This window comes from Acinetobacter sp. 70_2 (assembly GCF_056736115.1).
This window is the reverse complement of the sequence record NZ_JBWZIP010000012.1, coordinates 256,026-269,969: the sequence shown is the minus strand read 5'-3', so window position 1 is coordinate 269,969 and position 13,944 is coordinate 256,026. Positions and strand designations below refer to the sequence as shown.

Sequence of the window (13,944 nt, the reverse complement as noted above, 5' to 3'; positions counted from 1 at the left end):
ATAGAAATGAATAGGATGAAGACAGCTAATGCGTGGTGTAAATAAGGTTATTTTGGTTGGTACTTTGGGTCGTGATCCTGAAACAAAAACTTTTCCAAATGGGGGCTCGTTAACCCAGTTTTCAATCGCGACAAGTGAAGTTTGGACCGATAAAACGTCAGGTGAACGTAAAGAACAAACAGAATGGCACCGTATTGTTTTGCATAACCGTTTAGGGGAAATTGCTCAGCAATTTTTGCGTAAAGGTTCTAAGGTTTATATCGAAGGTTCATTACGTACACGTCAGTGGACAGACCAAAATGGTCAAGAACGTTACACGACAGAAATCCGTGGCGACCAGATGCAAATGTTAGATGCTCGTCAACAAGGTGAACAAGGCTTCGCTGGCGGTAATGATTTTAACCAACCACGTTTTAACGCACCTCAACAAGGTGGCGGTTATCAAAACAACAACCAAGGTGGCGGCTACGGTCAAAACAATGGCGGTGGTTATGGTGGACAAGGTGGTTTCGGTAATGGTGGCAATAGCCCACAAGGTGGTGGTTTCGCTCCTAAAGCGCCACAACAACCAGCATCTGCACCAGCTGATTTAGACGACGATTTACCGTTCTAATCAAATTTTCAAAAAAAGGCGAGTTTATCTCGCCTTTTTTATTACTCAATGCCTAGCAAACGTAGAAGTGCCGTGCCAACGGCTGCCAAACAAATCACCAATAACAGCGGTACTTTTTTCCAAACCAAGAACAGCGCTAGTGCCACCCCAAATATACGCGCAAAACCTGCGAAATGTTGACCTTCAAAAAATGTAGTGGTCACCGCAATCGCGCAGAGTAAAACAGTTGCGCCGTTTGAGAGTAAAACTTGGTATTTTTCAGAAAAAGAGAACTTGGCACCCAAGTGAAAACCAGCAAAACGAATACTATAAGTACCTAGTGCAAGTAGGGCTATACCTACAATAATCAGTAATTGTTGACTCATTTCTTTCTACCCCATATCAAGCCAAAAAGCGAAATCAGAATCGGAAGCCCTGAGGCCAAAAAGGGCGTGGTGATCAGCGCTAAAGTTGACCCTGCAAATGCAGCTTTTCGAGTAGATTTATTCTTTAAAGCATTAAAAGTAAGTGCAATTAAAATAGCTGGGAAAATGGCATCTAAGCCAAATGTTTTTGGGTCTGGAATAGCACTTCCAATAAAATAACCCGCAGTGACACCGAGTGGCCAAGTCAGCATGATGCCTATACCACATAACCAATAAGCGGCTTTTTTTGTCTCAAAATCAGGCTGCGCCATACCAAACAAAACGCTTTCATCATTCATGATATGAGCTCCGAAATATCGAGAGAATTTACCTCGGATTAGTTCATTGACCGCAATACCAAAAGGCAAGTGCCTTAAATTGACGAGTAGTCCTGCAATCGCCGCTGCAATTGGGCTACCACCTACAGCCAAGAAACCAATAAAAATAAATTCGGCAGTTCCTGCGAGCACAAAGACAGATAGGCAAAGCGGGATCCAGAGTGCTAACCCATAACTTGCAGCGAGTGAACCTAAAGACATACCAACGACACTGGTTGCTAGACACACAAAGAAAATCGAGCGGGTGGTGTCTTTACTAAGTTTTTTAATCAGAGAGTATGTAGACATAGCATGATATAACGAACGATTTTCCATTATAATGAATAAGTCTGATTGTTTTGTCAAAACGAACGATCGTTTTTTTTATAGAACGGATGTGGTGAATGTCTCAGCCAATTGAAATTATTGCCAAAGGTTTAACGCGTGAACGCCAAAGAGCAGGGCTTTCGTTGGCAGAAGTTGCGCGCCGTGCGGGCGTTGCCAAATCGACTCTTTCTCAATTAGAGGCAGGGCAAGGTAACCCCAGTATTGAAACCTTATGGGCACTTTGTGTGGCGCTCAATATTCCATTTGCAAGGTTGATGGAAGAACCGAGCAATCAGGTGCAAGTCATTCGCTGTGGCGATGGGCCAACGGTGAGTTCTGAGATTGCCAATTACAAAGCAATTTTGTTGGCGACCTGTCCACCCCATGCACGCCGAGATGTGTATTTATTGATTGTGGAGCCGGGAGAAGACCGACTTTCAGAACCACATCCAGTTGGTTCTGTAGAACATATTATTGTGGTCGAAGGTAAAGCTTTGGTTGGCTTAATTGATGAGGCGGTTGAGCTTGGTGTTGGAGACTATATTTGTTATCCAGCCGATCAAAAGCATATATTTAGAGCCTTAGAAACAGGCACAAAGGCGTTATTAATTTCTGAACAAAATTAAAGAATTTCAAGCTCATTAAAATAAAAACAAAAAGCCATTTACCAGCTTCCCCTATAAAAAGGGCCAATTTTGCGTATAAATTTTGCAATTGGCTCTCTCTTTTATTACAAAAATGGCTCTCGTTTCTTGAGTGCCGAAACGACAAATTAAAGCCATTGGAAGTATGCATACGGAAGCGCCGGATAAGCTCAGTGAATTTTCTGTTTTAGGAATTGAGCAAAACGGCTAAATTTTTAGGGGATATTTTTTGGCTTCGGAGGATTTCCGAGTCTAGCCGATATCCTCCATATATTAAGGAAAATGATATGGCAGCTCATCAAAATGGTTCTGAAGCCAATCACTCCCAAAGTTTAAAACATGGACTTAAATCACGCCACTTGACCATGATCTCGATTGCAGGGGTTATTGGTGGCTCTCTCTTTGTTGGCTCAGGCAGTATCATCTACAACACAGGTCCTGTGGTTTTCTTAACCTATGCTTTAGGTGGACTACTCGTTTGGTTCATCATGCGTATGCTAGGCGAGATGGCCGTTTTAAATCCCGACAGTGGCTCTTTTTCAACATATGCTGACCGTGCGATTGGTCGTTGGGCAGGTTTCTCAATTGGCTGGTTGTATTGGTGTACGCTCGCAATGCTCATGGGCTGGGAAGCTTATGTGGCAGGTAAAATTTTAAATAATTGGTTCCCGTTTATACCGATTTGGGTCTATATGACCGTTGTGATTGGTGCACTGGTTGCAGTCAATTTGCAGAACGTAAAGAACTATGGTGAATTCGAGTTCTGGTTTGCACTCATCAAAGTGATTGCGATTGTGATCTTCTTGGTGATTGGTAGTTTAGCCATCATGCATTTGTGGCCTTGGGGCAATCCGGCTGCATCTGGTATCAGTAATCTAACCTCTCAAGGCTTTATGCCTAATGGTGGTTCATCCGTTATTACCGCCTTACTTGGGGTGATGTTCGCCTATATTGGTGCTGAAATTGTGACTGTAGCAGCGGCAGAGTCTGCAAACCCATCTAAAGAAATTCGTAAGGCTTCGAACTCAGTGGTTTGGCGAATTATTTTATTCTATGTTGGCTCAATGTTTGTGGCGGTATGTCTCATCCCTCACAACAATGAACTTTTGAAAGATTCAACTTGGGGAACTTATAGCGTGACTTTGTCTGCGCTTGGTATTCCGGGTGCGCGCCATATCGTAAACTTTGTGGTTCTAACCTCGGTATGTAGCTGCTTTAACTCAGCGCTTTATACGTGTTCACGTATGTTGTTCTCTTTATCTAAACGTGGTGATGCACCGAAAAGCTTTGGCTCTGTAAACAGTAAAAGTAGTCCGTGGGTGGGCGTGATTGTGTCATGCTTCTTCTCTGTAATTGCAGTGGTTTTAACTGCAACCAAGAGTATGGATGTTTATGACTTTTTCATGCTAACGACGGGTGCCGCAACACTCTATGTGTACCTGACGATTGCTTATTCTCAGCTTCGTATGCGTAAAAAGTTAGAAGCTGAAGGCGTGAAAATTGACTTTAAAATGTGGATGTTCCCTTACTTAACTTACGTGGTGATCTTTGCAATTATTGGTGCAATTCTGACTATGTTGATTGAAGGCACCTATTTTAAAGAAGTGATTTACACCACTGCATTGTTCGGCATTATTGTGTTCTTCGGTTTGCTGTCTGAAAAACTGGGATGGGGGAAAGAGCGTAGAGCGACTCATTTAACTCATAGCCATGAAGAAAAGTTAGTTTAAATTTTTAAATAAAAAAGAGCCTCACTGTGAGGCTCTTTTTGTTTATTAATATGGAAAAATCTTTAATTCAGCGTAGGTACGCCTGCTTCACGTAAGCATTGAAGCAAGACGCCAAAAGCCATCACCATATCTTTTTCATTTACACAAGCAAAGCCCATCAGTAAACCACGCTCTGCATGTGCATGCGACTGCATGTAGTATTGTGAAAGTGGTCGAACTTTAACACCACGTTCAAGCGCAGTCGCCGCAATCGCGACATCATCGCAAGAGTTTGGCAGTTTTAAAACCAGATGTAACCCTGCCGCTTCATCATATTCATGAATAAATTCGGGGCCAAGGTAGCGTTGAATTAAGCTCACCAAGTAGTCGCGGCGTTTACCATAAAGTAGGCGCATACGGCGAATATGCGCTTCGTAATGGCCTTCACGAATAAATTCAGCTAAGGCTTTTTGCTCAAGCAAATGGCCCCCACGATAAAGCTCGGCTGCCACAATGCGTAATGGTGAAAATAACGGCTTAGGTACGACCAAATAACCAATTCTTAAAGATGGATAAATGGTTTTACTAAATGTGCCCATGTACAGCACAGGCGCATCATTTTCTAAGCCTTGTAATGATGGATACGGTTGACCTGAGAAACGAAACTCACTGTCATAGTCATCTTCGACAATCCAGCTATTATGCTGGCGTGCAATTTCAATCAGTTTGCGTCGTCGATCTAGGCTTAAATGTGAACCCAGTGGATATTGATGTGATGGTGTGACAAAAATGAGCTTAGGCGGCTTTGCCGGATTTTCTTCAGGAATAATACCTTCTGCATCGACAGGCATGGGTTGAATATCGAGGCCATTAATTCGTAAGGTATTACGCATTCCCCAGTACGCTGGATCTTCAAGCCAGATTCGATCACCAATATCACTGAGTGCACGTGAGACCAAATCAATCGCTTGGTGAATGCCTTCGGTAATAATAATCTGATCTGCATCGCATTGAACCGAACGTGCAACACGTAAGTAATCTGCCAAAGCACTTCGAAGCTCGATACAGCCACCAGCATTGCTGTAAATCAGGCGGTTAATGTCCGGTTCGCGGCTTAGGCGTGCTTGAATACGACTAAAAATATGATGTGGGAACTCGGTTACATCAGGCGCTCCCGGAACAAAAGCACCCCATTGATGTGGCGAGGCTGCGGCATATCCTAATAAGTTAGAACCACGCTGCGAAAGGGCATAAGAGCTTTGAACTTTCGGGCTTGAAACCGCTTTTTTCTTATTTTGAGTATTTAAAAAACTCTCTGGTAATTTTTCGGCAACCCATGTGCCGTGTCCTGTACGGGCTTCTAAGTAGCCTTCAGCTTGTAGCTGTTCGTAGGCGGTAAGCACTGTATTTCTAGAAACATGAATTTCACTGGCTAAGTCGCGTGACGCAGGTAGACGAGTCTTGGGCTGGATGACTCCATCAATAATGGCACCACGCAGGCAACGGAAAAGGCGTTGATGTAGTTTCCCTTCAGTGTCCTGTTGGAGTCGTTGTAGCAAATGATCTCCAAGTAAACTACGCAATTGGCTCTCTCCTACAGTTAAAAAGTGGCTCTCGTCAGTTGGCGTCAGACGAGCGAAATTACATGCATAGGCAGTCGTTGTAAAGCACCCTGAAAATTAAGCACAGGATGCAAGAAACCAAAGCTGCAACTGATGATGAAAATATGAGGGAATCAAATGGATAATCAACATTCTGCACTTAACGCACGTAAACAGCAAGCAACTCCACGTGGTGTAGGCGTGATGTGTCAGTGGTATGCGGAAAAAGCTGAAAATGCCACGCTTTGGGACAAGGAAGGCAACCAATTTATCGACTTTGCTGGTGGTATCGCGGTTTTAAACACAGGCCATCGCCACCCTAAAGTGATTGCAGCAGTAACTGAACAACTTACTAAATTTACTCACACTGCCTATCAAGTAACACCTTATGAAAGCTATGTGGCTTTGGCTGAACGTATTAATGAGCGTGCGCCAATTGCTGGTCCTGCAAAGTCAGCGTTTTTCACAACAGGTGCAGAAGCAGTTGAAAATGCGGTGAAGATTGCTCGCTCTTATACAGGTCGTCACGGCATTATCACTTTTGGTAACGGTTTCCACGGTCGTTCATTTATGACGATGGCAATGACAGGTAAAACTGCGCCTTACAAACGTGATTTTGGTGTAATGCCAGCGGGTGTGTTCCACGCACGTTATCCAGTACCTGCTAAAGGCATTTCAGTAGATGCGGCAATTGAAAGCGTTGAAGATATTTTCAGTGAAGATATTGCGCCGCATGACGTTGCAGCAATTGTACTTGAGCCAGTACAAGGCGAAGGCGGTTTCAATGTGGTGCCAGCCGAGTTCTTAAAACGTTTACGCGCAATTTGTGATAAGCACGGCATTTTACTTGTTGCTGACGAAGTGCAATCTGGTTTTGCTCGTACTGGTAAATTGTTCGCAATGAACTATTACGAGACTAAAGCAGACCTCATCACGATGGCGAAAAGCTTGGGCGGCGGTTTCCCTATTTCGGGTGTTGTGGGCCGTGCAGAAGTCATGGATGCACCAAACCCGGGTGGTCTAGGCGGTACTTATGCAGGTAGCCCGATTGCAGTTGCAGCTGCGCATGCCGTGATTGACGCGATTGAAGAAGAAAACTTATGCGACCGTGCAAATGAATTAGGCGCTGAGTTAGTTGCTACGCTTAAAGATATTCAACAAGCAACAGGCGACGTTGTAACTGATATTCGTGCATTAGGTTCAATGGTTGCAGTAGAGCTTGAAACGGCTGAACAAGCAAAAGTTGTACAAAACTATGCAATGGAAAACGGGTTGTTACTTCTTACTTGTGGTAAATACGGTAATGTAATTCGTTTCTTATATCCATTAACCATTCCTGCTGAGCAATTCCGCCAAGGTCTTGATATCTTGAAACAAGGTTTTGCAACTCTAAAAGCAGGTAGTGCAAAAGCAATGGAGCAATCTGCATGATTCAAAATAATTTGCAGTATTTATTAAAACATCCTGATATTTCATTAGACGCACCTGCTTCAAATGATTATATCGAGGTTAATGATGCTGCTACGGGTGAAACTTTGGCATGGGTAAAAACCTATGACCGTGCAGGGGTTGAAGCCGCAATTAATCGTTCAGCAAAAGCGCAAGCTGCTTGGAAAAAGCAAACTGCCTTGGCGCGTGCTGATGTGTTATTGGCATGGTACAACCTCATGCTTGAGCACAAAGAAAATCTAGCTCAAATCTTAACGGCTGAGCAAGGTAAACCATTGGCAGAAGCACGTGGTGAAATTGGTTATGCAGCATCATTCATTCGCTGGTTTGCTGAGCAAGCCCGCCGTGTTGATGGTGAAGTCTTAACACCAACCTTGCCAAACCAACGTCTGCTCGTGATTAAACAAGCGATTGGTGTTACAGCTGCAATTACGCCGTGGAACTTCCCCGCTGCCATGATTACGCGTAAAGCAGGTCCAGCCATTGCTGCGGGTTGTTCAATGTTGGTTAAACCAGCAGAGCAAACGCCGTTAACAGCATATGCCCTTGAAGTATTGGCGTTACAGGCAGGCTTACCAGCTGATGTTTTAATTAACATTAGTGGTGATGCGGTTGAAGTGGGTAAAACACTATGCGAAAGCGATATTGTTCGTAAGTTAAGCTTCACAGGTTCAACCCAAGTGGGTCGTATCTTGATGCAACAATGTGCGCCAACTATTAAAAAGCTTTCACTTGAACTCGGTGGTAATGCACCAGTTGTGGTATTTGACGATGCCAATCTTGAACAAGCTGTTCAGGGCATTATGGCAAGTAAATATCGTAACAGCGGTCAAACCTGTGTCTGCGCTAACCGTATTTATGTTCAAGATGGCATTTACGATGCATTGGCAGAGCGTTTGGTTGAAGCTGTGTCTAAGCTTAAAGTTGGCGATGGCCGTCAAGAAGGTTCAACTCAAGGACCTTTAATTGATGAAGATGCGATTGCAAAAGTTCAGTCTCATATTGCAGATGCTACTGAGAAAGGTGCAACTGTTCGTATCGGTGGTCAGCGTTCAGCACTTGGCGGTACATTCTTTGAACCGACTGTGTTAACAGGTGTAACGCAAGACATGAAAGTATCTAAAGAAGAAACTTTTGGTCCACTTGCCCCATTGTTCCGCTTTAAAACTGAAGATGAAGCAGTGGCAATCGCAAACGATACCGAGTTCGGTTTAGCTGCTTATTTATTTACTCAAAGCACAGCGCGTCAATGGCGTGTGGGTGAAGCACTTGAGTACGGTATGGTCGGCATTAACACGGGCGCGATTTCAAACGAAGTTGCTCCGTTTGGTGGCGTAAAACAGTCAGGTCTAGGTCGTGAAGGTTCAAAATTCGGCATCGAAGAATATGTCGAAATGAAATACCTCTGCGTAGACTTATCTGAGTAAGGAGCAAAGCGAGTTCGTTTTGTTCTGAACGAAAACATGCAGTTATGCTGTATGTGATGTTTCACAAAAACCGGTCATGCCCATTCATGACCGGTTTTTTTATTTAAGTCGGCAAATACCCTTCATGGCTTTCGGGTAAACGCCTGAGTTCTTCAATCAGGGTTTCAATGAGTTTCTCGACTACCAGACGTTGTCCTTTTCTAGACACATAAACCAGTTGTAGCATGCCAATATTCGACTTCCAGTCAGGAAGAATATGGACCAGTGTGCCTTTACGAATTTCCGATTCAACAGTTAAAAAGGGAAGGTCGGCAATACCTAAACCATCCATCACGGCATAGTAAACACCTGCCAAGTCATTACTTTTGATTCGTGGTTGATAAGGCACATCAACCGATTCGCCGTTACGAATATTGCATAAATGCCAAATGTAATTTTGCTTTTGAGTGCCTAAGCTAATACTCGGAAAGTCTTGTAATTCGGAATAATGCTTAATGGTGCGACCTTGCAGTAATTCAGGCGAAGCCACTAGACAGTGGTCGGTTTTAATCACATCACGAACAATTAAATTCGAGTCTTCATTCGGTTCAAAATTGGTCCGAATCGCAAGGTCGATGTCATCATGCAAGATATCTACTCGACGGCTGGTCAGCTCAAGAGATATTTCAACTTTAGGGTAGGTTTTTAAAAACTGATTTAAAATTTTTCTAATTTGAAAATGCATCATTAAAGGTGGGCAGCTTACTTTTACTAGCCCTTGAGGCTCACTTTTTTGTTTTAACAAAACGTTTTCTGCACATTCAACCTGAGCAATGACTTTGCAGCATTCCTCGTAGAACTCTTGGCCTAAATCGGTCACTTTAAAATGGCGGGTTGTTCTTTGAATCAGGCTGACATTAAATTTATTTTCAAGGTCAATAATGCGTCGGCTGAGCTTAGATTTACTAATATTTTCGGCTTCACTGGCCGCACTAAAGCCGCCGTGTTTTACGACTAAATAGAAATAATAAAAATCATCAAAAGAGCTTATCAATGTCAGATCAATCCATTTAAATTTAAGATTAGAGCGCTTAAGCACTCTAATCTTAGCAATTCAGCTTATTTTTGCGATGTATTAAAGCTATAGCTGGTCATCAGGTTGCGGTAATCAGGAATATGATTTGAGAAGAGGGCACCCAAGCCTTCTACGTCATTACGCCAGTCACGGTGTAACTCACATGCCATACCGAACCAAGTCATCAGCTGAGCACCTGCTTTTGACATACGGTCCCAAGCAGCATCACGTGTTAATTCATTGAAAGTACCAGAAGCATCAGTAATCACAAACACTTCAAAGCCTTCTGCGAGTGCAGATAGTGCAGGGAATGCCACACAAACCTCAGTGACCACACCAGCAATAATCAGTTGTTTTTTACCTGTCGCTTTGACTGCTTTTACAAAATCTTCATTGTCCCAAGCGTTGATTTGACCAGGACGTGGAATAAATGGTGCATCTGGGAAAAGTTCTTTTAGTTCTGGAACTAAAGGACCGTTTGGACCATTTTCAAAACTGGTCGTTAAAATAGTCGGTAAGTTAAAATATTTTGCTGCATCTGCAAGTGCTAAAACGTTATTTTTAAATTTATCCGGATCGATATCTCGAACTAAAGAAAGTAAACCTGCTTGGTGGTCAACTAAAAGAACCGCAGCATTATCCTTGTCTAAACGTACGTAATCTTGAGCCATTTTTATATCCTCATGTTATCAAAATAAATAATTAAAAATTATTAAGTAGGTCGTTAGTGCCTAAAATTATGCTAGTTGAGTTTGTTGTCGTGATTAAGTCTAAAAAATAGGATTAAGAATTTTAAAAATAGGACGATCTTTTAAAGAATACCTCAAACTTTAAGATTGTCTCATATATGAAATAATGTGTTGCTAATCCTGATCTATAAACTGCAATTATTGAGGCGTAAAATCAATCTCAGTTCAAGAAAATCCTACATATATAGGAGAGATCAGATGAAGAAATTTCTTGGTGCATATCAAAATAACCACATGCATTGGGTTGGTGATGGTTTCCCTGTATATAACCTGTTCTCTTATGACCGTTTAGGCCAAACCCTAAGCCCATTTTTGTTACTGGATTATGCAGCGCCTTATAACTTCTCACCAACCACCGAACAACAAGGTGTAGGTTCACATCCTCACCGTGGCTTTGAAACTGTGACTATTGCCTATCAAGGTGAAGTAACACATAAAGACTCAAGTGGCGGCGGCGGAACCATTAAAACTGGTGACGTACAATGGATGACTGCGGGTGCAGGGGTGTTACATGAAGAGTTCCATTCTCCTGAATTTGCAGAGCATGGCGGTCTGTTTGAAATGGTGCAATTGTGGGTAAATTTACCTTCACATTCAAAAATGACCCCGGGAAAATATCAAGCGATTGAAGCCAAAGATATTCCAGACATCGCGCTAGACGAGCACGGTAGTCATTTACGTGTGATTGCAGGTGAATATGCAGATGCAAAAGGTGCAGCAACGACCTTTAGCCCATTAAACGTATGGGATGGTAAATTAGCTAAAGGCCAAAAACATACCCTGTATGTGCCTGAAGGGCATACCACACTTGTGGTGGTGTTAGAGGGTGCGGTTGTGATTAATGATACAAACCGTCTTGAAGGTAAAACTGTTGCGATTTTGTCTCGTGAAGGTGTTGAGTTTAGTCTAAATGCTGAAGAAGACACTAAATTCCTAGTGTTGACTGGCCAACCACTGAATGAGCCAATCGAAGGTTATGGTCCATTTGTCATGAATACCAAAGCCGAGATTATGGAAGCGATTGATGACTTTAATCGTGGAAAATTCGGTTCAATCATGCAAGAAGCATAAATTGCTAAGCTGCGCTTAATGAACCTTTAAAAACAAAGTAATAAAAAGCCCGCTATCAAGTGTGAATAGCGGGCTTTTTCGCTGTAAAGTTTCTAGTTTTATGATGGACATCGTTATTGTGTCGGCATTGTTTTGTGTGATTCAGTTCTCATTATTATGACCCCATGATACCGCAAAAAGTTTTTCTTGTAAAACGAATGATATAAATATAGTTAAATTATCTTATTTTATTTAAAAGAATTTTTTTAAATTTTTAAAAAATATAGATTTTTATACACTTATCCTCTTTTGTAAAATTTTATGAAAATCATTTGCACGCGTTCTTTAAATTTTTTCTATATAAATTGATGCAAAAAATAAAAATCTGGTAGTTTTTAATACGGTGTTTTTTTAGGGTATGAGTGATAATCAAAAAAATTCTCGAAAAATGGGACATCATTTTGGATATCGCAATTATTGGCAGTGGAATGGCAGGACTTGCAGCAGCAAGAATTCTGAAAGATGCAGGACATACAATCACGATATTTGAAGCACTTCCTGGCCGGGGAATGGATAGCCATAGCATTGAGTTCGATGGTGGGATTATTGATGCGCCATTGCGTGTTATGAACCCGCATCTATGGAAAAATACACTCAGCCTTGCTGCACACTTAGGTATTAAAACTTTCCCAGTTCGTACCTATATGTCTTGTAGCTGGTTATTTGAAGATCGTACTGAAACATGGTTAACCACATCTCGTAGCCGTATTGGTAATTTCCCGATTATCAATAACCGTAAAGGCATCCAGCAGTATGGCTGGCGTCTTGTGAAAGGGATGTTGCAATTAAAAACTGCGATTCACCAGTTTTTCAAATCTAAAAATCAAGATATTACTCTCGCTGAATTTATTAATCAGAACGACATAGAAGAAGTATTCTGGCATGGCGTAGTGATGCCAGTGCTCTATACCATTTGTACATGTAACCCAAAAACAATTGGCGACTGGCCTGCAAAAAACCTTCTAGAGTTTTTACGCCATTTAACTGATGGCGACATGCTATTGCGTATGAAAGGCGGTACACCTGCATTTGTAGACAGCTTAATTAAAGGCATTGATATCCATAGCGGTTCGGCAATTAAGAAAGTTGAGCAACAAGGCGAAAAAGTACTGGTTGAAAATGCGCAGGGCGATAAGGGCACATTTGACCGCGTTATTGTGGCGACACCAACATCTAAGATTGAAGAGTTCTTAAACCCTGAGCAGTTTGCAGATGATATGAATCTGCTTAAACAGTTCCGCTTTGAGCAAGGTGACTTAGTTATTCATACTGACGCAACAGTGATGCCACCACGCCGTAAGGATTGGTCAGTGCTGAGCTATATGATGGACCGTAAGTTTACCCGTCAGCAGTTTACAGTTTGGATGAACGCTGTTGAGCCATCACTTGTGGGCAAAAATCCTGTATTCCAAACTTGGCGTCCAGTGACTGATATTGATCCTAAAAAAATCATTTCAAAAGTGACTTTAACGCGTGCAGTTGTAGACTCGCAAACCATTGCTCTAAACAAAGAGCTACAGCAACGCCATTTAGAACCAAACCGTAAAGTATTTTACTGTGGTTCATGGTCATGTGATGGCTTGCCAATTTTAGAATCAGCCGTGACTTCTGCAATGCACATTGCTGAAATTTTAGGTGCTCCTTTACCATTTGTAGGTTTAAAACCTCAGGTTGAAGTTGCCCCTGAGCTCGGTTACTAAAATTGTGAAAACAAAAGTTCGAGCAGCTCTCTCTCAACTCATTCCTCATAAATATGCCATTGATGCATCAAGCTTGGGAGATGATGGAGAGCTAGCTTGGACAAATTTGGGTTTTTGGAAAAATACCCAAAACTACCCTGAAGCTTGTCGCCAATTGGCTGACCATTTGGCACAAGCTGTCAATTTAAATTCAAAAGATCATCTCTTAGATTTAGGCTGTGGGCAGGGCGCAAGTTTATTGCACTGGTTACAGTACTATCATCCTAAAAGCCTTAGTGCGCTTGAACTACAAGCTTCATGTGTTAATAAAATTCAAAAACTTATTCCTGAAATAAGCCAGATTTTCTGCGGTTCATTTTTAAATTTAAAACAATTTAAATTCAAACAACGCTTCGATGTGGTGCTCTGTATCGATGCGGCTTACCACAGTCATTTAAATTCATTTCTAGATTCGGTTACGCCAGTTTTAAATTCAAAAGGACGATTAGGTTTTCATTACTTGATGCGTGCCGACTCATGTCACAACATGACCATGCTACAAGAACAAAAGCATCGTTACTTACTTAAAGCCGCCGATGTAAGTTGGGATGCCTTACTCACTGAAGAGATACTGAGAACTACCTTGGAACAACAAGGTTTTACAGATATTAAAATCGAAGATTTATCAGAACAGGTATTATTAGGTTTTTCACAGTATATTCAAAATCAACAAGCACAAAGCCATAACCGAGGGTTGGCAAATTTTAAAATCCAAATGACTGCAAAGTTATGCCAACAACTCTATCAAAATGGGTATGTACGTTATATTCAAATAACAGCAATAAAAAAATAGGGTGAGCC

The 13,944-nt window shown here is 41.9% G+C and carries 13 protein-coding genes; 8 read left to right on the top strand and 5 right to left on the bottom strand.

What is annotated here, in order from left to right; genetic code table 11:
- The first annotated feature begins 28 nt into the window (after positions 1-28).
- Positions 29-613: a single-stranded DNA-binding protein gene (gene ssb / locus AC1PJ9_RS05150; RefSeq protein WP_002053972.1), complete on the top strand. Its 585-nt coding sequence runs from the start codon at positions 29-31 to the stop codon at positions 611-613.
- Between the two features lie 41 nt (positions 614-654).
- On the opposite strand, the gene AC1PJ9_RS05145 is transcribed toward ssb, so the two are convergent.
- Both AC1PJ9_RS05145 and AC1PJ9_RS05140 read right to left on the bottom strand, forming a co-directional pair.
- Positions 655-978 (bottom strand): AzlD domain-containing protein, encoded by a 324-nt coding sequence (locus AC1PJ9_RS05145; RefSeq protein ID WP_151762610.1) that lies wholly within the window; start codon positions 976-978, stop codon positions 655-657.
- A complete protein-coding gene (locus AC1PJ9_RS05140) occupies positions 975-1,670 on the bottom strand; it encodes an AzlC family ABC transporter permease (protein WP_031982243.1) in 696 nt (231 codons plus the stop codon). The genes AC1PJ9_RS05145 and AC1PJ9_RS05140 overlap by 4 nt, the downstream gene beginning before the upstream one ends.
- 68 nt (positions 1,671-1,738) lie before the next feature.
- Between AC1PJ9_RS05140 and AC1PJ9_RS05135 the strand changes: the two genes are divergently transcribed.
- Positions 1,739-2,287 (top strand): helix-turn-helix domain-containing protein, encoded by a 549-nt coding sequence (locus AC1PJ9_RS05135; RefSeq protein WP_002117406.1) that lies wholly within the window; start codon positions 1,739-1,741, stop codon positions 2,285-2,287.
- A 305-nt stretch (positions 2,288-2,592) separates the two neighbouring features.
- Entirely contained in the window at positions 2,593-4,035 is a 1,443-nt protein-coding gene (locus tag AC1PJ9_RS05130) for an amino acid permease (RefSeq protein WP_068935232.1), read from the top strand.
- Positions 4,036-4,097: 62 nt separating this feature from the next.
- On the opposite strand, the gene pdxR is transcribed toward AC1PJ9_RS05130, so the two are convergent.
- Positions 4,098-5,597, bottom strand: coding sequence for a MocR-like pyridoxine biosynthesis transcription factor PdxR (gene pdxR / locus AC1PJ9_RS05125; protein ID WP_311087232.1), 1,500 nt, complete (start codon positions 5,595-5,597; stop codon positions 4,098-4,100).
- A gap of 156 nt (positions 5,598-5,753) precedes the next feature.
- Here pdxR and gabT point away from each other — a divergent pair, with 156 nt between their 5' ends.
- Positions 5,754-7,046, top strand: coding sequence for a 4-aminobutyrate--2-oxoglutarate transaminase (gene gabT / locus AC1PJ9_RS05120; RefSeq protein ID WP_004705036.1), 1,293 nt, complete (start codon positions 5,754-5,756; stop codon positions 7,044-7,046).
- Entirely contained in the window at positions 7,043-8,491 is a 1,449-nt protein-coding gene (locus tag AC1PJ9_RS05115) for an NAD-dependent succinate-semialdehyde dehydrogenase (RefSeq protein ID WP_311087231.1), read from the top strand. Before gabT ends, AC1PJ9_RS05115 begins: the two co-directional genes overlap by 4 nt.
- Positions 8,492-8,594: 103 nt before the next feature.
- On the opposite strand, the gene AC1PJ9_RS05110 is transcribed toward AC1PJ9_RS05115, so the two are convergent.
- The gene (locus AC1PJ9_RS05110) at positions 8,595-9,569 is read right to left on the bottom strand and encodes a LysR substrate-binding domain-containing protein (RefSeq protein WP_025467944.1); all 975 of its coding nucleotides are present in this window, start codon (positions 9,567-9,569) and stop codon (positions 8,595-8,597) included.
- Between the two features lie 20 nt (positions 9,570-9,589).
- Positions 9,590-10,216: an isochorismate family cysteine hydrolase YcaC gene (gene ycaC / locus AC1PJ9_RS05105; RefSeq protein ID WP_002052204.1), complete on the bottom strand. Its 627-nt coding sequence runs from the start codon at positions 10,214-10,216 to the stop codon at positions 9,590-9,592.
- 276 nt (positions 10,217-10,492) lie between these two features.
- On the opposite strand from ycaC, the gene AC1PJ9_RS05100 reads away from it, so the two are divergent.
- The 3 genes from AC1PJ9_RS05100 to AC1PJ9_RS05090 all read left to right on the top strand — a co-directional run bounded on the left by AC1PJ9_RS05100 (position 10,493) and on the right by AC1PJ9_RS05090 (position 13,936).
- A complete protein-coding gene (locus tag AC1PJ9_RS05100) occupies positions 10,493-11,365 on the top strand; it encodes a pirin family protein (RefSeq protein ID WP_227062560.1) in 873 nt (290 codons plus the stop codon).
- A gap of 440 nt (positions 11,366-11,805) precedes the next feature.
- The gene (locus AC1PJ9_RS05095; protein ID WP_060465166.1) at positions 11,806-13,104 is read left to right on the top strand and encodes an FAD-dependent oxidoreductase; all 1,299 of its coding nucleotides are present in this window, start codon (positions 11,806-11,808) and stop codon (positions 13,102-13,104) included.
- Between the two features lie 4 nt (positions 13,105-13,108).
- Positions 13,109-13,936: an SAM-dependent methyltransferase gene (locus tag AC1PJ9_RS05090; protein WP_311087230.1), complete on the top strand. Its 828-nt coding sequence runs from the start codon at positions 13,109-13,111 to the stop codon at positions 13,934-13,936.
- The last annotated feature ends 8 nt before the right edge of the window (positions 13,937-13,944 follow it).